Source organism: Aeromonas sp. INTO2 (genome assembly GCF_049860605.1).
Classification (GTDB): domain Bacteria; phylum Pseudomonadota; class Gammaproteobacteria; order Enterobacterales; family Aeromonadaceae; genus Aeromonas; species Aeromonas caviae.
The window spans coordinates 971,155-991,858 of the sequence record NZ_CP187588.1; the positions used below are offsets into that span (position 1 = coordinate 971,155).

The following is a 20,704-nucleotide window of genomic DNA, read 5'->3' on the forward strand; positions in this document are numbered from 1 at the left end:
TCTCAGTGTGCCGGGAGGTCAGGTGGAGAAGAAGAAACGGATCACGATTGCCCAGATAGCCACGCTCGCGGGGGTCTCCAAGGCCACCGCCAGTCTGGTGCTCAACGGCAAGAGTGCGGAATACCGCATCGCCGACGATACCCGCAAGCGGATCCAGGCGGTGGCGGACGAGTGCCACTATCAGCCGAGCATCCATGCCCGCTCCCTGCGGGAGGTGCGCAGCTACACCTGGGGGCTGGTCATCCCCGACCTCACCAACTTCGGCTTCGCCAGCATCGCCCGTGCCCTGGAGGCCCGCTGTCGGGAGGCGGGGATCCAGCTGCTCATCGCCTGCTCCGAGGATGACCCCACCCTGGAGCAGCGGGTGGTGGACAACCTCATCAGCCGCCAGGTGGATGGCCTCATCGTCGCCTCCAGCGGCCACAGTGACGATATCTATGCCCGCATCCACGACCGCTTGCCGGTGGTGCAGCTCGACCGCCACATCGGTGAGTCGCGCCTGCCCATGGTGATCTCGGACGCCTGCAAGGCTACCGCCGAGCTGGTGCAGGATATGGCCGAGGATTGCGGGGAGGAGATCTACTACTTCGGCGGTCTGCTGGATCTCTCCCCCAGCCGCCACCGGCTGGCGGGTTACGAGCTCGGATTGCACCGGGCCGGGCTGGAGGCCACTTCAGACCGGGTCCGCCACCGTGACTACCAGCCGAGCTCGGGTTATCAGCTGATGTCTGAGCTGGTGGACGAACTCGGGGCACCGCCGAAGGGGCTTTTTACCGCCTCTTTCACCCTGCTGGAGGGGGTGCTGCGCTACCTCAACGAGGCGGGACTGATGGAGACCGGCATGCGCCTGTGTACCTTCGACGATCACGATCTGCTCGACTGCATCCCCATGCGCATCGATTCCGTGGCCCAGGATTGCCCGGCCCTGGCCCGGGCCGCCTCCGAGATGATGCAGCAACTCATCGCGGGCAATCCCCCAGCCCAGACCGCCCAGGTCATCAACCCCAGGGTGCGCTGGCGCAGCCGCCGCTAGGCACACGGCTTCCCTTTCCTGTGAAAAAGCCCCGCCGGATCCGGCGGGGCTTTTTGTGCTGCGCCTGGTATGAGGGCGTCAATCGGTGATGCTGGCCCGCCAGAAGATCTGCTTGATGTGAGGGTGCTCCCCGAGCGTGTTCATCAGGGCATCGAGCTTGGTGCCATCGATGGCGGTGGCGAGCAGCGCCGCCGAGATCTCGAGATCCTGATCGCCGAAGGGGGTGATGTCGAGCTCGCTCAGGGGGTAGTGGGCCTGCTCCAGCATCTGCTCGAGCCAGGGCAGTACCTCCTTCTGGTGAGCGCGGCCGATGAGAGCGGTCACGTGATAGGTCACTTCGGTGTCCATGTTGTTCACCGGGTCACGGTTTATCTGGTTGACCAGGGGACGCAGCAGGGTGTTGGCGGCCAGCACGAAGAGGGCGCCGAGGATGGCCTCCAGGGCGAACCCGGCGCCGCAGGCGGCCCCGACCGCGGCCACGCCCCACAGGGTGGCCGCTGTGTTGATGCCCCGGATGTTGCCGGATTCCCGCATGATGACGCCAGCGCCGAGAAAACCGATGCCGGAGACGATGTAGGCCACCACGTGGACGACCCCGTAACTGCCACCATGCAGGTCATAGATGCGCTGGGCCAGGTTGACGAACAGGGCCGCCCCCACGGCGACCAGCACGTTGGTGCGAAGGCCGGCGGTGCGCTGGCGGTACTGGCGCTCCAGGCCGACCAGGCTGCCCAGCACGAAGGCGAGCAGCAGGCTGGCCAGGGTGTCGAGCAGGGCGAGAAAATCGAGTTGTTGCCACATTCTCATGAAGGGTCTCCTCCTGGGATGCCGACCAGCCTGCTCCCCCGGGTTGTGTGAGAGACGGGGGGCAAGGTCGACATCGTGGTGAATGCAAGGGCGCGACCCGCCTCCTGACGGAGCGGGATGGCGCAGAACAGGGTACAGGCCCTTCACGGTTGCCCGGGAAGGACCCGCCTCATTCGAGGGTCAATGCCTGGTGGCGTCGTCCCCGGCGCGGGGGCGCAGTTCCCAGCGTACCGGGTGGACAGCCCCGACCTGGTGGATGAACTGCACCAGATAGCGGCGCTGGGGCGGCGTGCAGTAGAGGCTCAGCACCAGCACGCGGCCTTCACCGCGCCCGGGCTTCATGGACTGCAGAGGACTGAGTCCGGCCGGTTGCAGGGTGTGGCTCACCGCCGCCAGCACCTGCTCCATGTCGGCTCTGTCTTCGCAGCGGATGTGCAGCCGATAGAGGTGCTGACGCCGTCTGCCACGTTGCCAGAGTGGTCGCAGGCCCCGTCCCAGTCTGCTCAGCAGGGAAGGGGATTTGTCAGCGACAGAGTTGTTTGAAATCAAGCGCATAGCAGCCTCCTTTTGGGAAGCAGAAACTATGCAGGCAAGGTGTCGGGGGATGAGTCCGCGTCACCTGACGTCAAGTGTGAAAAGCGGGGAAAAGAGGGATCCACTTCTCGCAGGGTGGCGAGTCGCGGCAGAGAATAACCTGCGGCTAGCTCGCGACCAGGGTGCCGACGACGAGGGGCGGCGTGCGTCCGTCACTTGATGAGTTGCCCACCGATGGTCTCCGCTAGTGATAAAGAGGCGACATGGTAGCCGATACGGCGGCCTGGGTAAACCCCGAGCCCTTGATAGCAACATATTGAAACATAATAAAAAAGAGATGAAAGCGCCGACGAAGGGAGCCCTCTTCCCTTCACCGGCGGGCCCTTGGGGGGTTACCGGGTCTTGTCGATGCCCAGGTATTTGAGCATCAGTTTTTCATAGATGGGTTCGGTGTCGCCCACCTGCATCTTGTGCAGGAAATACTTTTCGAACGCTATCTTGGCCAGGTGGACCCACTTCCCTTTCTTGAACCAGGCGACGTTGCGCGGCGGGATCTGCGGCATGGCCACGAAGGCGGCCCCTGTGTCCCCCATGTCCGCCAGACAGATGGCATTCCACACCGCCCGGGTGACCGGGGGCTGGCCGTCCAGCTCCGCCTTGATGTTGTGGCTCAGGGTGCGCACCATGGCCTCAATCATGTAGCCGGTCTTGGGCACCCCGGTCGGTACCGGCGTCTTGTGCTGGGGCGGGATGGCGATGCAGACCCCGGCGGCGTAAATCTGCGGGAAGACAGGGTTGCGCTGGTGTTCGTCGACGATGACGAACCCGCGGGGATTGACCAGCCCCTCGAGACCCCGCAGGGGGCTGATGCCGGCGAAGGCGGGCAGCATCATGGCATGCTTGTAGGGGAGGCTGTGGGTGCGCTTGACGTTGCCATCTTCATCCAGCTCCTCCACCGTCATCACCCCATCCCTGGCCGCCACGGTGCGGGCATTGCAGATCCATTGCATGTCGCGCATGCGCAGCTCGCTCTCCAGCATGCCCTTGGAATCCCCCACGCCGTTGAGGCCGAGGTGACCGATGTAGGGTTCGCTGGTGACGAAGGTCATGGGCACGTCCTTTCTCACCTTCTTGTCGCGCAGGTGGCGATCGAGGATGAAGGCGTATTCGTAGGCCGGGCCGAAGCAGGAGGCGCCGGGCATGGCACCGACGATCACCGGACCCGGTTCGTCGAGCAGCCCGTTGACACTGTGCAGGCACTCCTCTGCGTGGGAGAGGGTGCAGACGCTGGCGGTGCCGCACGCCGTCGGGCCCGCTCCCTGAACCTCTTCAAAGGCGAGTGCGGGGCCGGTGCAGAGCACCAGAAAGTCGTAGTGCAGGTGCTGGCCATCGGAGAGGCGGATCTGCTGTTCGAGGGGTTGCAACCCGGTCAGGGCGGCGTGGATGAAGCGGATCCCCTTCTTCTTCACATGAGGCTCTATGGGGAGGGAGATATCCTTGCGCTTTCGCCACCGGACCGCAATCCACGGGTTCGAAGGGTTGAATTCAAAGTCGGGTTTGTCGTTCACCAGGATGACGTCCTGCTGCTTGCCGAGTTCGGCCTTGAGCTCGTAGGCGGCCGACATGCCCCCCAACCCTGCCCCGATGATGATGGTTGCCATAATGAGCCTCCGCTCTATTACACGGCTCCTGTGAGCCAATATGTCCGCCTGCCTATTTGAGCCCCATTCGCCTGAGCACGGCGGCGGCGGGACAGACCCCGGTGAACGCGCTCTGGATCAGGTTGACCCCGACAAAGACGCTCAACCAGACAAAGCCCGGGTGGACCCAGGCCGTGAGCAGCAGCGACAGCAGCAACATGCCACCTGCGACCACTCTGACTCCGTTATCGACGGCCATTTCTCGTCTCCTTTTGTTTAGTGATTGCTAATTTAGGGTTGTTTTATACAATAGAACAAATATCAGCAATTGCTAATTTAATCTTATGAGCCACTTCGACGAGATGAACCGACATGCGACAGCCGCCGCCGGCCTGCTCAAGGCGCTGGCTCATCCTGAACGCCTGATGGTGCTCTGCCAGCTGGTGGAAGGGGAGAAGGGGGTCGGGGAGCTGCTGGCCCACAGTCAGCTCGGGCAGTCGGCCTTCTCCCAGCAACTGTCGGTATTGAAGCGCCAGGGCCTTATCCGCTCGCGCAAAGTCTCCCAGCAGATCTACTACTCCCTGGTGAGCGAGGCGGCGGCCGATGTGCTGGCGGCGCTGCAAACCCATTTTTGTCACTCAGATGAGGAAATTCGATGATGGAAAGCCAATGGCTGCTCTCGTTGGGGGGCGGCATGCTGGCGGGGCTCTCGGCCCTGATCCTGATGTTGTTCAACGGCCGGGTGGCCGGGATCAGCGGCATTCTGGCCGGTGCAATGCAGTACAAGACCCCCTGGCGGGTGCTGTTTCTGCTGGGATTGGGACTGGGGGCCTGGCTGGCGCTGACCCTGGGTTGGGCCACCATGCCCGCCTTTGATGCCTTGCCCGGCTGGCCCGTGGTGCTGCTGGCCGGCCTGCTGGTGGGCATCGGCACCCGTCTTGGCAATGGCTGCACCAGCGGTCACGGCATCTGCGGTATGGGGCGGCTGTCGACGCGCTCCGTGGTGGCGACGCTCACCTTTATGGGGATGGGCGTGGCGACCGTGTTCTTTACTCACCACATGTTTTGACGGGTTGATTGCCATGAAATTGCTGACAAGTCTGTTTGCGGGTCTGTTGTTCGGGCTGGGGATGGCCCTCTCCGGGATGATGGATCCGGCGCGGGTCACCGGGTTTCTCGATCTGGCCGGTGCCTGGGATCCCAGCCTGGCCTTCGTGATGGGGGGCGCCCTGGCTGTCTTCATGCCGGGCTACTTCCTGCTGGTGAAGCCCCGTCGTCTGAGCCTGCTGGGGGAACCCATGGCCCGGGTTCCCGCTCCCGTGCTGGATCGCCGCCTGATTGGCGGGGCCGCACTGTTCGGGATCGGTTGGGGCCTGGTCGGCATCTGTCCAGGGCCTGCCTTGAGTCTCATTTCCAGCGGACAGCCCATGATAATGTTGTTCATCGGGGCCATGGCGGCCGGGATCCTGCTGGTGGACAAGGTCTGGAACAGGGTGCTGGAGAAGGCTCGCCAGCACCGTATTGCCTGAGTTTTCAAGGTGCCCATGAGCCAGGGAAGGAGAATCATGATGAACACAATCCGGTTGCTGGTGATCCCCCTGCTGGTCATGACATCCACCCTGGTGGCGGCCGAGGAGGCCAAGGGGTCGCTGACGCTGACCCCGCAGCGCGTCACCGACTGGCTCACCCTGAGCGGTACCGTGAGCGCCATTCATCAGGGGACGGTCGCGGCCCAGACCAGTGGCCGCGTCTCCCGCATGCTGGTGGATGTGAATGACGAGGTACAGGCCGGGCAGCCCCTGCTCGAGATAAGCGGCAAGGAGCAGTCTGCCGCCGTGACCGGCGCCGAGGCGCGAGTGGCCAGGGCCCAGGCCCAGCAGGTGGAGGCCGAGCGCCAGCTCACCCGTTATCAGGCCCTCATCGCCAAGGGGGTGATCACCCGGGCCCAGCTCGACAACGCCCAGGCAACGGATCGGGCCGCCCGCGCCGAGGTCAATGCCGCCGAGGCCGCCCTCATCCAGGCCCGGGAAGCCTACGGCTATACCCGTATCCTCGCCCCCTACGCCGGGGTGGTGACCAGGCGGCTGGTGGAGCTGGGGGAGACGGTGGCCCCCGGTACGCCGCTGCTATCCGGTTTCTCCCTTGGCGAGCTGAGGGTGGAGCTGGAGCTGCCCCAGTCCGCACTGGCTCTCGCCGGCCAGCCGTCGGATGTGCAGGTGCTGCTGCCCGGTGGCAAGGCCGTGACTCCCGTCAAGCTGACCCGCTTCAACTACGCCGACAGCCAGAGCCACAGTTTCCGGCTGCGCCTCGATCTGCCGCCGAACACGACAGGGGTGCTGCCCGGCATGTGGCTCAAGGTGCAGCTCGAACAGGGTGAGCGTCAGGTGTTGCAAGTGCCGGAGCCCGCCCTGCTGCGGCAGGGGGAGTTCAACGGCGTCTACCTCAAAGAGGGGGAGGGCTGGGCCCTGACCCCGGTGCGGGTCGGCCACTGCGAGGCTGGGCTGTGCGAGGTCCTGGCGGGTCTCAAGGGCGGTGACACCCTGGCCCCCGATGCCTGGACCCGTCAACAGGAGGTGCCACATGAGTAGCGATCCGAACGACAACCATGGCCACCTGGGGCCGGCGGGTCGGCTGGCGGCCCTGTTTCAGGGCTCGGCCATCACCCCGCTGCTGGCGCTGGTGGGGCTCTTGCTCGGCCTCTTTGCCGTGCTGGTGACCCCCAAGGAGGAGGAGCCCCAGATCGATGTCACCTTCGCCGACGTCTACATTCCCTTCCCGGGTGCCAGCCCGGCAGAGGTGGAATCCCTCGTCACCACCCCTGCCGAGCAGGTGGTCTCCCAGATAAAGGGGATAGATACCCTCTACTCCTTCTCCCAACCCGATGGCGCCCTGCTGGTGGTGGTGTTCAAGGTGGGGGTGAGCCGGGAGCAGGCCATCGTGGATCTCAACAACCAGCTCGACTCCAACCGCGACTGGTTGCCACAGGGGATCGGAGTCGGTCAGCCACTGGTAAAACCCCGGGGGATCGATGATGTGCCCATCGTCAGTCTGACCCTCTGGAGCAAGCAGCTGGGGGCCCCCGATCTGACCCGGGTCGCCCACGAGCTAGAGACCGAACTCAAGCGCATTCCCGGTACCCGCGATATCTACACGCTGGGCAGCCAGAGCGCCGTGCTGCGGGTGATGCCGGACCCGGCGGCCCTCAGCGCCCATGGCATCAGCTGGGGCGAACTTAGCCAGCGTCTCTCGGCCGCCAACCGGGTGGGCAGCGAGCAGGCCGTGGTGCAGGATAACCGGGAAATCAAGGTGCAGGTGGGGCAGTTCCTGCAAAGCGAGCAGGAGGCCCGGGAGCTGGTGGTGGGGTTGCAGGGCGACAAGCCCGTCTATCTCGGTGAGGTGGCCCGGGTGGCGCTTGGGGAAGAGACCCCGGTCCAGCGCAGCTGGATGGGGCAGGGGCAAGCCAGCTACCCGGCGGTGACCCTGGCCATCGGCAAGCAGCCGGGGCAGAACGCGGTGGAGGTGGCCAAGCGGGTGGAGGCACGGGTCGAGAGCCTCAGGAACCGGCTCATCCCGGCTGGCGTCGAGGTGACGGTGACCCGTGACTACGGCGTCACCGCCGAGACCAAATCCAACACCCTCATCGGCAAGCTCATTTTTGCCACCACGGCGGTGGTATTGCTGGTGCTGGTGAGCATGGGGTGGCGCGAGGCGCTGGTGGTGGGGGTCGCCATCGTCATCACCCTGGCGCTGACCCTGTTTGCCAGCTGGGCGTGGGGCTTTACCCTCAACCGGGTGTCCCTCTTTGCGCTGATCTTCTCCATCGGCATCCTGGTGGATGACGCCATCGTCGTAGTGGAGAACATCCACCGCCATCGCGGCCTGGGCAAGGGGTCCCTCAAGGATCTCATTCCGGGCGCGGTGGACGAGGTGGGGGGGCCGACCATACTGGCGACCCTGACCGTCATCGCGGCCCTGCTGCCCATGGCCTTCGTCAGCGGCCTGATGGGCCCCTACATGAGCCCCATCCCCATCAATGCCAGCATGGGGATGCTCATCTCCCTGCTGGTGGCCTTCATCTTCTCCCCCTGGCTGGCCAATCACCTGCTCACGCGCGAGGGGCGTGTCGCCCACGGGGAGGCCAAGGCCGGGCTCTTTCACCGGCTGATGACCCCCTTCCTGATGGGGGCGGGTGCCAAAAGAGCGAGACACAAGCTTTGGCTGGCCATCCTGTTGCTGGTGGCGGGGGCGGCTGCCATGCCGGTGGTGCAGTGGGTGGTGCTCAAGATGCTCCCCTTTGACAACAAGTCGGAATTCCAGCTGGTGCTCGACATGCCGGAGGGGGCGACCCTGGAGCAGACCGAGCGCACCCTGCTGGCGGTGGGTCGGGAGCTCGCCAGGGTGCCCGAGGTGAAGGATTACCAGATCTACGCCGGCACCGCCGCCCCCATCAACTTCAACGGGCTGGTGCGCCACTACTTCATCCGCAGCGGCGCCAACGTGGGGGACATCCAGGTCAATCTGGTGGACAAGCATGAACGGGATCGCAGCAGTCACGAGATTGCCCGGTCGGTGCGTGCGCCCTTGCAGGCCATCGCCAGCGCGGCAGGGGGCAATCTCAAGGTGGTGGAGGTGCCCCCGGGACCGCCTGTCTGGTCACCCATTGTCGCGGAAGTGTATGGCCCGACGCAGGCCGCCCGTGAAGCCGCTGCCCGCGCCGTACAGGCCCGCTTTGTGGCCACGGCGGATCTGGTGGACGTGGACATCTATCTGACCGACCCCCAGCCCAAGTGGCGGCTGGTGGTGGATCGCGCCCAGGCGGCCCTGCTCGGGGTCGATCTCGGGGATCTGGTGGCGACCCTCAATGGCGGGGTGGGCTATCAGGATGCGAGCTGGCTGCAGGGGCAAGGCGCCAAGTATCCGGTGCCGATCCGCATCGAGCTCGCCCCCGGTGACAAGCGGGATCTGACCGGCATCATGGCCCTCAAGGTGCGCAGCCAGAGCGGCCAGCTGGTGCGGGTCTCCGAGCTGGTGAGCCGTTGTGACGAGGTCGCCCCCAGCTACCTCATGCACAAGAACATGCAGCCCATGGTGATGGTGGTGGCTGACATGGGGGGCCATGCCGACAGCCCGCTCTACGGCATGTTTGCCGCCGGTGCCGACATCTCGCTGCCACAGTATTACGTGCATCAGCCCGACAAGCTGGGGGAGGTGGCCCTCTTGTGGGACGGGGAGTGGAAGATAACCTACGAGACCTTCCGCGACATGGGGCTGGCCTATGGGGTGGGGATGATCCTCATCTACCTGCTGGTGGTGGCCCAGTTCCGCTCCTATCTGGTGCCGCTCATCATCATGGCCCCCATTCCGCTCACCCTCATCGGGGTGATGCCGGGTCACGCCCTGCTGGGGGCCCAGTTCACCGCCACATCGATGATAGGGATGATTGCGCTGGCCGGGATCATCGTGCGCAACAGCATCCTGCTGGTGGATTTCATCGAGCAGCAGCGGGCGAGTGGCATGGCGTTCGAGCAGGCGGTGATCGAGGCGGCGCAGGTGCGAGCCAAACCCATCATGCTGACGGCGCTGGCGGCCATGATAGGGGCGCTTTTCATCCTGGATGACCCCATCTTCAACGGGCTGGCCATCAGCCTGATCTTCGGGATCCTGGTTTCCACCCTGCTCACCCTGGTGGTGATCCCGCTGCTCTACTACAGCCTGCTCGTTCGCCGAAGTCAGAGGTAAACACAGGGGGCACGTGCCCCCTGTTTTCTGGCATCACACCGCCTCGCGGGCATCGCAGGTTTTCATCAGGGGGAAATAACGGCGATCCGCCTGGCTCATGTGACCCACGACCAGCTCCTGGATGATGAAGTTGAGCAGGGCGTCGTTGCCAAGGGTGCCCGCCTGTGCGGCCACCATCAGCTGACCGGCTTTTTTCAGCAGATGCTGGTGCTCCTGGCGATGGGCCGCCAGCTCCTCATAGCCATATTGCACGAGGACCAGCTCTTCGAGGAGGAAGTGCTGGCGCGCCATCTCGAATATCTGCGCCATGTCTGCCAGCAAGGCATCGGGATGGATGCCGGGATCCTGCATGTGCTCGAGCAAGCGGTTGGCCAGCAGGTAGAGCTGGCGGTGGTCCGCATCGATACGGGGGTGGCCGCATGCGTGGGCAGGCTGCCATTGCAGGGTGCCGGGGAGGGGATCCTGCCCGGTGGAAAACAGGCAGACCCTGCCCCGGCCATGGTGCTTGGCTTGATACATGGCCTTATCGGCGTGGTGCATCAGGGTCTTGGGGTCGGTGCCGTGATCCGGATAGAGGGCGACCCCTATGCTGCCGGAGATGCGCAGCGCCTGCTGCTCAAGCTGGAAGGGGTGATGCAGGCAGTGGTGCAGCTTGTCGGCGACCGCGAGGGCCGAGGCATCCGTATCGGGCAGCATGATCACGAATTCGTCCCCCCCAAGGCGTGCCACCAGATCTTCTTCCCTGACGCACTCCCCCATGCGCTCGGCCACCAGCTTGAGCAGCAGGTCGCCGGTTTCGTGGCCGAAGGTGTCATTGATGGGCTTGAAGTGGTCGAGATCGATGAAGACCAGGGCCAGGGGCTGCTGGGGAGCCTGCTCCAGGGTCTCCTTGAGCCGCTGTTGCAGCAGGCGGCGGTTGGCCAGGCCGGTGAGGGGGTCATAGAAGGCGAGGCGGCGCATCATCTCCTCCCGGGCCGAACGTTCGGTGACATCCCGGGTCACCCCCAAAATGGCGTCCGGTCTTGTGCTGGCGCTGCCATGCAAGGTAGTGACCGTCTCGATGGCCACCAGATGACCCTGCTTGTGGCGCAGCTGGGAGTGGATGACGCACCGGGTCTGCCCATGATCCCCCCGTTGCCAGGCCTCGAGGGAGGTGGTGATGCCGTCGCGAAGCTGTTTCCAGGACTCATCGGGGAGCAGCTGGCGCAGGGAGAGGGCAAAGAGTTCGGCGGGCTCATAGCCGCTCAGGGACGCGATGGCGGGGCTGATGTAACGAAAACGCAGGCTGCCGGTGTCCATGGTCCAGATCACGTCGCCGCTGTTCTCCGCCACGAAACGGTAGTGCTGCTCGCGCTGGGCCAGTTCCCGGGTGAGCCGCTGTCGGTCACTGGCCTCTTCCCGCAGACGCAGATAGAGGTGCAGGAAGACGCCGAGTAGGGCCAGCAGGGAGAAAGAGATCAGCATGGCGATGGCCACGCTCCTGTCGAGCAGTTGGCGCTGTTGGCGAAGGCTCGCCTGGGAACTGTTGTAGAGGAAGGGGGTGAGGTTGGGCACCGCCTTGATCATCCCGGCCTCCTGGTAGGTGCGTGCGATCTGCTGCCAGCGATCCTGCTGCATGTAGCCGGGCTCGATGATGTCGGGCTGCATCAGGGCCCGGGTTTCACGGGCCTCGAAGGCGAGCGCCTCGCGCCCGGCCCCGCTGGGGTAGTGCTCCAGGATCAGGTTGATCATCTCCTCGGGATGATCCATGGCATAGCGCCACCCCTTGAGGCTGGCCTGCAAGAAGCGCTGGACCCGTTCCTGCTGGTTGATGACCTCACTCTCCGAGGTGAAGAGGTTGTCTCCGTAGAAGTCGTACCCGATGTCGCGGGGACTGAACACCCGGTAGGGAATGCCCTGTTGCTGCAGGGTGAAGGGCTCGGTTGTGCTGTAGGCGCTGATGGCGTCCGCCTGGCCCCTCAGCAGTGCCTGTACCCCCCTCTCGTAGGGCAGGGTATCCCACTGCCGGCTGCGGGTGTAGCGATGCAGGTAGGTGAGCAGCTCGTTGGAGCCGGGTTCGAGCATCAGCCGCTTGTTGGCCAGATCGCCCGGGGTCTGGATATCCGGCCGCTCCAGGGTGATGAGCATCAGGGGGGAGTGCTGCAACATGGCGGCGAGCACCACCACAGGGCGACCTGCTGCCCGGGCCAGCAGCAGATCGCTGCCGCGGATGCCGAACTGGGCGCGACCCGTGGTGACTTCATTGATGACGTCGGTGCCCGGCCCCGCCTCCCGCAGGGTGACTTGCAGGCCGGCCTCCCGGTAGAACCCCTTGGCGATGGCGGCGTAGTAACCGGCAAACTGGAACTGGTGCTGCCAGGGAAGTTGCAGGATGACGCGCTCATCCGCCCTGAGGGGAGCCGTGGTCAGGGTGGCAATCATCACCCAGAAGGGCAGAAGCCAGCGTACAGGCTGGCGAGATGCATCGGACTCCGTCATACCGCTGTTCTCTCGGGAGGTGCTCTTCTGGCTAGAGTCAAACAATTTCCTGTTATTCGCAAGGGGAGCAAGCCCCAATAAGATGGGGCGCGGGAGGCAGTAAAAGTCATTTTTGTGTCATTCATCACGCCAATGGGCGTCACGGCTCGTTTTGAAACCTTGTTAACCCGTCACCGACCCGGTGGCAAGGGCATAAGGTGTCATTCCAGGAGGGGTGGCTGCCGCCTCTCTTCTCGCCTGTTAATGATAAACTGCGTGTTTTCGGCAATTCCCGCTTGTCTTCTCCTGTCGTATCAGAAGTTGATGCTCTTGCCCCTATCGGGTGTCGACCTGTGGCGGTCGGGGGACGCCTTCCTCCGTTCAGGGTGGTATGGTAGTCATCCGTTTCCTGTTTTCCGAGAAGGTCCTGTCATGTCTTCCTTGCGCCTGCTGCTCTCCGACTCCCACGATCCCCTGTTCAACCTCGCGGTGGAGGAGTGCATCTTTCGCCAGATGGACCCGGCCCAGCGGGTGCTGTTCCTGTGGCGCAACGACAATACGGTGGTGATAGGCCGGGCCCAGAACCCCTGGAAGGAGTGCAACACCCGCCGCATGGAAGAGGACGGGGTGACCCTGGCCCGGCGCAGCAGCGGGGGCGGCGCCGTGTTCCACGACCTTGGCAACAGCTGTTTCACCTTCATGGCGGGCAAGCCCGGTTATGACAAGAGCGTCTCCACCACCATCGTCATCGATGCCCTCGCCAGACTCGGCGTGAGCGCTTTTGCCTCCGGGCGCAACGACCTGCTGGTGGCGACCCCGGACGGGGATCGCAAGGTGTCGGGTTCGGCCTACCGGGAGACCCATGATCGCGGCTTTCACCACGGTACCCTGCTGCTGGACGCCGATCTTGGTCGCCTCGCCCACTACCTCAATCCCGACCCCAAGAAGCTGGCGGCCAAGGGTATCAGCTCGGTGAGAAGCAGGGTGGCGAACCTTGGCGAGCTGTTGCCTGGCCTGGGTCATGAGCAGGTGGTGCAGGCCCTGTGCGACGCCTTCTTTGCCCATCACGGTGAGGTGGTGCAGCCCGAGCATATATCCCCCGAGCGGATGCCCGACCTGCCCGGCTTTGCCGAGAGCTTTGCCCGCCAACGCAGCTGGGAGTGGAACTTCGGCCATGCTCCCGCCTTCAGTCACCTGCTGGAGGAGCGCTTCCCCTGGGGCGGGGTCGAGCTGCATTTCGATGTGGAGAAGGGGGTGATAGGGCGGGCACAGATCTTCAGTGACACCCTGGACCCTGCGCCCCTGGATGACCTGGCCGCACGCCTGCCCGGGGTGGCCTATCGTCCCGAGGCCATCGACGAGTTGCTGCGTCAGTGGCGGGCGACGTTTTCGGCCAACCCCGAGCTGGAAGGGTTTTCGGCATGGCTGCTGACCGCCCTGCGCTGACCTTGCCCATGACCAGGATCACAAGATGAACAGGGGAAAAGAGGGAAGAGGGGGCGCGGCGCCCGTCAGGGCGCCAACATGACAAAAAGTAGGGCAGACCATTAGTTATTGTCTCTGTTGATAGAGGTGTCACTGGAGTATAAAAACCGCACCTCAGCAGTATCAATGGTATAAAAATGAATCACTTGGTCTATCTGAAAGATGAGGGCGTCAACGCCGTCTCCCCCGAATTCGCCCGCCGTTTTGCCACCGCCAAAGCCCACTTTTTCTCACGCAACCCCGACCTCTGGCCGGTCTTTCGCGAGCCCGGCTTTGCCACCCTCAACGAGTTTCGCGCCCGTGGACTGGCGCCGGCTGCGCGGCTCAATGCCTGGCCCGATGGCCGCGCCCGTCTCGCCGATCTCTGCGAAACCATGCCGGTGCCGGCCACCATGCGCACGCCGGGGGAGCCCATGGCGGAGCTGCTGTTTGCCGGCGCCCTGTCAAAGGATTGGGAGAACCCCTCCAGCGTCGAGAACGTCATCACCATGTCGGCGGATCCCGCCATCTATGGCGCCCAGATGGGCATATTGGCCAACCCTAACCTGGTCTACTCCGAATACGCCGGGGTGGCCGAGGAGCTGGAGAAGAAGGTGGTGCGCCAGATAGCGCTGCTGGCGGGTTACGACCCGGCCCGCGCCACCGGCATCTTCACCCAGGGGGGGACCTTCTGTAACCTCTACGGCTACCTGCTCGGCATCCGCAAGAGCCTGCCACAGGCCAAGCACAAGGGGCTCGGCCACTATCAGGATTACCGCATCATCAACTCCCAGGGCGGTCACTACTCCAACATCACCAACCTCTCCCTGCTCGGGGTCGACATCGAGAACAAGACCATCCGCATCCAGGTTGGCGAGAACAACGACATCGATCTCGACCACCTCGAGCGCACCCTGACCGCCTGCTTCGCTCTCAAGCACGTGGTGCCCACTATCATGCTGACCATGGGCACCACCGACACCTTCGGAGTGGACCAGGTGAAACCCGTGGTGGACCTGCGGGATCGCCTCTGCGAGCGCTTCGAGGTGGCGGTCAGGCCCCACATCCACGTCGACGCCGCCATCGGCTGGTCGATGATCTTCTTCCTGGATTACGACTTTGCCGCCAACCCGCTGGCCATCAACAGCGCCACCTTGGCGGGGATCGAGCGCAACGTGAGCCGCTTCGCCGAGCTCAAATACGCCGACTCCTTCACCGTCGACTTCCAGAAGTGGGGTTATGTGCCCTACACCTCCAGCCTGGTGATGATCAAGGAGCAGGACGACCTCAAGGCGATGGAGAACGACCCGGAGAACTTCTCCTACTTTGAGCGGGACATTCAGGGCCAGACCCACCTGCAGTCCACCATCGAGTGCTCCCGCGGGGCGAGCGGCCTGTTTGGTGCCTATGCGGCGCTCAACTACCTGGGGGTGGAGGGGTATCGCACCGTGCTGGCCCACTGCCTGCAAAACGCCAACTACTTCCGCTTCCGGTTAAGCCAGCTCGGCAACGTCAAGCTGGTGGCCCAGGAGAACCAGGGGCCGAGCGTGGGCTTCAAGATCTACAACCCCGAGTGGGTGCAGGACCCCGAGGCCGAGTTCGCCTTCGAGCTGGCGCGCAGCCCGGATGCGGCCTACAAGGCGCGCTTGCAGCGCAACACCGACTACCACCGCAGCCTGCTTACCGGGCGCGGCAAGGTGGGGCTCTACACCAACTGGGTGGAGGCCATCGCTCACTCCGACTATGACGCTCGTGGCAAGTACTCCTACATCGCCGGGGAGAAGGCGGTCTTCATGAACCCGGCCTGCGGCCGCGAACAGATCGACGCCTTTATCGCGCATATTCGCGGCTGACAGAGCCACATCTTGTGATGTCATAAATAAAAACGGCGGGATAATCCCGCCGTTTTTATGGCTCAAGGCAGTGGTTACCGTTTCTGGATGGCGGTCACGGTGAGCTTGCCGGCCGGGTTTTCGGCGTGAAAGCGCACCGCATCCCCCACTTTCAGATCCTTGAGCAGTGCGGGATCGGCCACCCGAAACACCATGGTCATCGCCGGCATCTTGAGGTTCGCGATGGCCTCGTGCTTGATGCCGACCTTGCCGTTGGCCGCGTCGATGCGGCTGATGACCCCCTGGGTCATCGCCATCTCGTTCATGCCTTCCATCTGGCTCATCTGGCCCATGTCGTGGCCGGCATGGTTCATCATCTCGGCAGCCTGCAGGCTGGTGTGGGTGGCAAGGCCGAGCAGCAATGTCAGGGTCAAAGTCTTGTAATTCATGATCTTTTCCTCGTCGTTTATTCAAAATCGGTGGTGAAGTCGGGTCAATCGGCTTGCCGGGTTTCGGTCTTGCCAAGGCTGCGGCTGCGCCAGAGGTAATAGGCGGCAGGCAGCACCAAGAGGGTCAGCACCAGCGCGCTCACCATGCCGCCAATCATGGGGGCGGCGATGCGCTGCATCACCTCGGAGCCGGTGCCGTGGCTCCACATGATGGGCAACAGGCCCGCGATGATGGTCACCACCGTCATCATCTTGGGGCGCAGGCGCAGGGCGGCGCCGTGGATCACCGCCCGGTGCAGGCCCGCCTGGTCCGGCTTGCCGCAGGCCACGAGGTCATCCCAGGCGTGGTTGAGGTAGACCAGCATCAGGACGCCGGTCTCCACCGCCAGCGGCAAGGTGGTGAGAATGAGCAGCACCTCCTGGAAGCGGCGAAACGCCAGATAGAGCAGCAGCACGATGATGGCGACGGTCAATGGCACCACGTAGGCGAGGCGTGCCTTGGCCCGCTCCATGTACTCGTACTGCCCGGACCAGGTGAGGGCGTAGCCCGCCGGCAGCACCAGCTGTTTGTCCACCTCGGCCTTGGCCTCATCGACGAAGGAGCCGATATCGCGGCCGCGAATATCGACGTAGACCCAGCCGTTGAGGCGCGCGTTTTCACTGCGCAGCATGGGCGCCTCGTCGCTGATGTAGACCCGCGCCACGTCCGCCAGGGCGATGCGCGCACCGCTCGGGGTGACCAGCGGCAGCAGCTCGAGGCTCGCCACCGAATCGCGATAGCTTTGGGGATAGCGCAGGTTGATGGGGTAACGCTCGCGCCCCTCGATGGTCTGACCCACCTCCATGCCGCCCACCGCGGTGGCGAGCACCGCCTGCACGTCAGCGATATTGAGGCCGTAACGGGCCGCTTTCAGCCGGTCGATGTCCACCTTCACATAGCGGCCGCCCGCTACCCGCTCGGCGTAGACCGATGAGGCGCCCTCAACCTTGCCGATGATCTGTTCCAGCTGCTGGCCGAGCTGCTGGATCACCTTGAGATCGGGCCCCGCAATCTTGATGCCCACCGGGGTCTTGATGCCGGTGGCCAGCATATCGATGCGGGTCTTGATGGGGGGGACCCAGGCGTTGGTGAGGCCGGGGAAGCGGATGAGGGAATCCAGCTCCTCTTTCAGCTTCTCCGGGGTCATGCCGGGACGCCACTGATCTCGGGGCTTGAGCTGGATGCTGGTCTCCATCATCACCAGGTCGGCGGGGTCGGTGGCCGATTCGGCGCGCCCCGCCTTGCCGAACACGTTCTGCACCTCGGGCACGGTGCGAATGAGCTTGTCGGTCTGCTGTAAAATCTCCCGCGCCTTGCCCACCGAGATATTGGCCGCGGTGGTGGGCATATACATGATGTCCCCCTCATCGAGCGGCGGTATGAACTCGGAGCCCAGGTACTTGAGCGGCCAGAAGCCCGCCACCGTCACCACGGCGGCGATGGCCAGAGTGGTTTTCGGACGGGCCAAGACGGCTTTCAGCAGCGGCACATAGCCCTGGCTTAGCCAGCGGTTGAGCGGGTTGGCCTGCTCCGCCAGCACCTTGCCACGGATAAAGTAACCCATGATCACCGGCACCAGCGTGATGGCGAGCCCGGCCGCTGCGGCCATGGCGTAGGTCTTGGTGTAGGCGAGGGGGTGGAACATCCGCCCCTCCTGCGCCTCCAGCGCGAACACCGGCAGGAAGCTGATGGTGATGATCAGCAGGGAGAAGAAGATGGCGGGCCCCACCTCAATGCTCGCCTCGGTGATGATGCGCCAGCGGTTCTTGTCGGTGAGCGCCTCCCGCTCCATGTGTTTGTGGACGTTCTCGATCATCACGATGGCACCGTCCACCATGGCGCCGATGGCGATGGCGATGCCCCCCAGCGACATGATGTTGGCGTTGATCCCCTGCAGGTGCATGACGATGAAGGCGGTCAGGATGGCGATGGGCAAGGAGATGACCACCACCAGGGACGAGCGCAGGTGGAACAGGAAGGCGAGGCAGACCAGCACCACCACGGCGAACTCTTCCACCAGCTTGCCGGAGAGGTTGTCGATGGCGCGCTGGATAAGATCGGATCGATCGTAGACGGTGACGATCTCCACCCCCTCCGGCAGGCTGGATTTGAGCTCCGCCAGCCGCGCCTTGACCCCGTCTATGGTGTGCTGGGCATTCTCGCCATAGCGCATGACGATGATGCCGCCCACCACTTCCCCTTCGCCGTTGAGCTCGGCCAGGCCGCGTCGGCTCTGGGGGCCGGTGACCACATCCGCCACATCCCCCAGCAGCAGGGGGGCGCCGCGCACATTGGTGCCGAGCGGGATCTGCTTCAGATCCTCCACGCTTTTCAGATAGCCGTTGGAGCGCACCATGTACTCCGCTTCCGCCATCTCGATGACGGAGGCGCCGGTCTCCTGATTGCCCTGTTTGATGGCGGTCTCGATAAGGGAGAGCGGAATGCCGTAGGCGCGCAGCTTGTCCGGGTCGACCCGCACCTGATACTGACGCACCATGCCGCCCACGGTGGCGACCTCGGAGACCCCCTCCACCGTCTGCAACTCGTATTTAAGGAACCAGTTCTGCAGCGAGGTGAGCTGGCTCAGGTCATGCTTGCCGGTTCTGTCCACCAGGGCGTACTGGTAGACCCAGCCCACCCCGGTGGCATCGGGGCCGAGCTGGGGGCGGGCGGAGGCGGGCAGGTTGGGGGCCACCTGGCTCAGGTACTCCAGCACCCGGGCTCGGGCCCAGTAGAGGTCGGTGTCGTCGTCAAACAGCACGTAGACGAAGGAGTCGCCGAAGAAGGAGTAGCCGCGCACCGTGGTGGCGCCCGGCACCGCCAGCATGGCGGTGGTGAGCGGGTAGGTCACCTGATCCTCCACCACCTGCGGCGCTTGGCCCGGGTAGGAGGTCTTGATGATCACCTGCACATCGGAGAGGTCCGGCAGGGCATCCACCGGGGTTTGCTTGACCGACCAGAGCCCCCAGGCGGTGAGCATGAGGGTCAATAGCAGCACCAGAAAGCGGTTGCCGATGGACCAGCGAATAATCGACGGGATCATGATTTGGCTCCCATATCGTGCTGGCTATGGTCCATGCCTTCCATCTTCTCCATCTCATCCGCAGCAGGCTTGGTGGCATCGCCGTTGGCCGGCGCTTGCTCCTGATGGATGGTGGTGATGCGGTACTCATCCCCCTCCTGCATCACTTGCAGATGCAGGGTCTGCCCTTCGGTGAGCTTGCTCATATCGACCCCATCGGCCACGGTGAACTCCATCTCCATGGCGGGCCACTGCCACTCGGGGATGGGCTGGTGGGAGACCATCAGGGTGCGGTTGGCCAGATCGATGCTTTCAACCTCACCCTGGGTCCACACCTGGGCGGGGCGTACCGCCGTCATGCGCTGAAAGTCGGAATCGATGGCCGATTCCGAGTCGAGCAGGAACTGGGCCGAGCTGACGATGTTATCCCCAGCCTCTACCCCAGCCTTGATGGCCACCTTGTCGCCAAACTGGGGGCCCAGAGTGACGGCTACCGATTTGAAGCTGCCATCCCCCAGTGCCAGCACCAGCCGATCCTGACTGCCGGTGCGGATCACCGCTTCGCTCGGCACCACCAATTGCGGCTCTCCCTTGTCCGCCTGAATGGTCACCTTGGCGAACATATTGGGTTTCAGAAACTCGTCTGGGTTGGCGAAGCGCAGCCGCACCTTGAGGGTGCGAGTAGCGGCATCCAGTGTCGGGTAGAGGTAATCCACCTTACCTTGCCAACTGCGACCGGGGGCATAGTCGAGGGTCATGGTGACCGGGTCCCCCACCTTCAGCTGGGCGGCTTGACGCTCGAACACCTCGGCACTGACCCACACCTGCTTGAGGGTGCTGATGTTAAAGAGCGCCGCAGTGGGCTCCACATACTGGCCTTCGCGCACCTTCAGCTCGGAGACATAGCCGCTGCTGGGGGCATAGATACGCACCGTCTCCTGCACCTGACGGGTGCGCTTGAGGGCCGCAATCTGATCTGCCGGCACCTGCAGGGACTTGAGCTTGCCCTCGGCGGCGCGCAGCAGCAGCGGGTTGGCTGTGTTGAGGGCGAGCAGGTACTCGTGCTGGGCATTGACCAGATCCGGGGCGTAGAGCTCGTAAATCAGGCTTCCCTTGCTCACCTGCTGCCCCTCGCTCTTGATGGCGAGGGTGCGGATCCAGCCCGCCATGCGGGCGTTGATGGCCTCCAGCCTGTCTTCGTCATAACCGACATAGCCCACCGTCTCGACCTGCTGTTGAAGGGGCAGCCGCTCCACCTTGGCGAGCCGCACCCCCAGGTTCTGCTGGATCTCGGGGCTGATGGTGACGGTGCCCGGCGAGCCGTTTTTCTGCTCCTCATAGACGGGGATGAAGTCCATCCCCATGTTGTCCTTGGCGGGGCCGTCGCGCTTGTCGCGGGGATCCATGGGGTTGACCCAGTAGAGCGGCGTCTTCTCCTGGGTACTGGCGCCATCTGTGCTCTGTTTGGCGGCCCAGTAGCCGCCACCGGCGCCGAGGGCGAGCAGCAGGGCAGACATCAGGACTGTCTTGTTCATGACTGGCCTCCGGCACGGGCAGGGCAGGAGGAGAGGGCGCCCGCGAAGGCGACAAAGTTGGCTGGTGACATGATACATCTTCTCTTGTACAGGCTGCCGGATGGGCAAGGCATCACCCAGGGGCTGGCGGCAAACGGGGCGCAGCGATAAAC

The 20,704-nt window shown here is 64.1% G+C and carries 16 protein-coding genes; 8 read left to right on the forward strand and 8 right to left on the reverse strand.

From position 1 onward, the window contains the following. The first annotated feature begins 22 nt into the window (after positions 1 to 22). Entirely contained in the window at positions 23 to 1,033 is a 1,011-nt protein-coding gene (locus ACPW74_RS04625) for a substrate-binding domain-containing protein (RefSeq protein ID WP_109112194.1), read from the forward strand. A gap of 78 nt (positions 1,034 to 1,111) precedes the next feature. Here the strand turns inward: ACPW74_RS04625 and ACPW74_RS04630 are convergent, their stop codons facing one another. The 4 genes from ACPW74_RS04630 to ACPW74_RS04645 all read right to left on the reverse strand — a co-directional run bounded on the left by ACPW74_RS04630 (position 1,112) and on the right by ACPW74_RS04645 (position 4,273). Then, on the reverse strand, positions 1,112 to 1,840 hold the full coding sequence (locus ACPW74_RS04630; protein ID WP_052814657.1) for an MgtC/SapB family protein: 729 nt from the start codon (positions 1,838 to 1,840) through the stop codon (positions 1,112 to 1,114). Between the two features lie 180 nt (positions 1,841 to 2,020). Beyond that, on the reverse strand, positions 2,021 to 2,395 hold the full coding sequence (locus ACPW74_RS04635) for a hypothetical protein (protein WP_041213245.1): 375 nt from the start codon (positions 2,393 to 2,395) through the stop codon (positions 2,021 to 2,023). A gap of 371 nt (positions 2,396 to 2,766) precedes the next feature. Next, complete coding sequence (locus ACPW74_RS04640) at positions 2,767 to 4,035, reverse strand: NAD(P)/FAD-dependent oxidoreductase (protein ID WP_425858593.1); 1,269 nt, start codon at positions 4,033 to 4,035, stop codon at positions 2,767 to 2,769. Between the two features lie 52 nt (positions 4,036 to 4,087). Continuing rightward, positions 4,088 to 4,273, reverse strand: coding sequence for a YgaP family membrane protein (locus ACPW74_RS04645; protein ID WP_052814676.1), 186 nt, complete (start codon positions 4,271 to 4,273; stop codon positions 4,088 to 4,090). Positions 4,274 to 4,358: 85 nt separating this feature from the next. Here ACPW74_RS04645 and ACPW74_RS04650 point away from each other — a divergent pair, with 85 nt between their 5' ends. From ACPW74_RS04650 to ACPW74_RS04670, 5 genes are read left to right on the forward strand one after another with little or no spacing between them, the layout of a single operon-like run. Beyond that, the gene (locus ACPW74_RS04650) at positions 4,359 to 4,673 is read left to right on the forward strand and encodes an ArsR/SmtB family transcription factor (protein ID WP_039039225.1); all 315 of its coding nucleotides are present in this window, start codon (positions 4,359 to 4,361) and stop codon (positions 4,671 to 4,673) included. Then, positions 4,670 to 5,083: a YeeE/YedE family protein gene (locus ACPW74_RS04655; RefSeq protein ID WP_042881673.1), complete on the forward strand. Its 414-nt coding sequence runs from the start codon at positions 4,670 to 4,672 to the stop codon at positions 5,081 to 5,083. Before ACPW74_RS04650 ends, ACPW74_RS04655 begins: the two co-directional genes overlap by 4 nt. A gap of 13 nt (positions 5,084 to 5,096) precedes the next feature. After that, positions 5,097 to 5,543: a YeeE/YedE family protein gene (locus ACPW74_RS04660; RefSeq protein WP_164882110.1), complete on the forward strand. Its 447-nt coding sequence runs from the start codon at positions 5,097 to 5,099 to the stop codon at positions 5,541 to 5,543. 39 nt (positions 5,544 to 5,582) lie between these two features. Continuing rightward, entirely contained in the window at positions 5,583 to 6,602 is a 1,020-nt protein-coding gene (locus ACPW74_RS04665; protein ID WP_425859180.1) for an efflux RND transporter periplasmic adaptor subunit, read from the forward strand. Beyond that, on the forward strand, positions 6,595 to 9,753 hold the full coding sequence (locus ACPW74_RS04670; protein WP_425858595.1) for an efflux RND transporter permease subunit: 3,159 nt from the start codon (positions 6,595 to 6,597) through the stop codon (positions 9,751 to 9,753). Before ACPW74_RS04665 ends, ACPW74_RS04670 begins: the two co-directional genes overlap by 8 nt. A gap of 33 nt (positions 9,754 to 9,786) precedes the next feature. Here ACPW74_RS04670 and ACPW74_RS04675 read toward each other — a convergent pair whose 3' ends face one another. Then, complete coding sequence (locus ACPW74_RS04675; RefSeq protein ID WP_223937812.1) at positions 9,787 to 12,174, reverse strand: diguanylate cyclase domain-containing protein; 2,388 nt, start codon at positions 12,172 to 12,174, stop codon at positions 9,787 to 9,789. 468 nt (positions 12,175 to 12,642) lie between these two features. Between ACPW74_RS04675 and ACPW74_RS04680 the strand changes: the two genes are divergently transcribed. Together ACPW74_RS04680 and ACPW74_RS04685 are read left to right on the forward strand one after the other, a co-directional pair. Continuing rightward, on the forward strand, positions 12,643 to 13,656 hold the full coding sequence (locus ACPW74_RS04680) for a lipoate--protein ligase (protein ID WP_102948694.1): 1,014 nt from the start codon (positions 12,643 to 12,645) through the stop codon (positions 13,654 to 13,656). Positions 13,657 to 13,832: 176 nt separating this feature from the next. Next, the gene (locus tag ACPW74_RS04685; protein WP_102948693.1) at positions 13,833 to 15,527 is read left to right on the forward strand and encodes a pyridoxal phosphate-dependent decarboxylase family protein; all 1,695 of its coding nucleotides are present in this window, start codon (positions 13,833 to 13,835) and stop codon (positions 15,525 to 15,527) included. 74 nt (positions 15,528 to 15,601) lie between these two features. Here the strand turns inward: ACPW74_RS04685 and ACPW74_RS04690 are convergent, their stop codons facing one another. From ACPW74_RS04690 to ACPW74_RS04700, 3 genes are read right to left on the reverse strand one after another with little or no spacing between them, the layout of a single operon-like run. Further along, positions 15,602 to 15,955, reverse strand: a complete 354-nt coding sequence (locus ACPW74_RS04690; protein ID WP_102948692.1) for a copper-binding protein — start codon at positions 15,953 to 15,955, stop codon at positions 15,602 to 15,604. A 44-nt stretch (positions 15,956 to 15,999) separates the two neighbouring features. Further along, on the reverse strand, positions 16,000 to 19,038 hold the full coding sequence (locus ACPW74_RS04695) for an efflux RND transporter permease subunit (protein WP_223930000.1): 3,039 nt from the start codon (positions 19,036 to 19,038) through the stop codon (positions 16,000 to 16,002). Continuing rightward, positions 19,035 to 20,552: an efflux RND transporter periplasmic adaptor subunit gene (locus tag ACPW74_RS04700; protein ID WP_164882120.1), complete on the reverse strand. Its 1,518-nt coding sequence runs from the start codon at positions 20,550 to 20,552 to the stop codon at positions 19,035 to 19,037. Before ACPW74_RS04700 ends, ACPW74_RS04695 begins: the two co-directional genes overlap by 4 nt. Positions 20,553 to 20,704 lie beyond the last annotated feature (152 nt).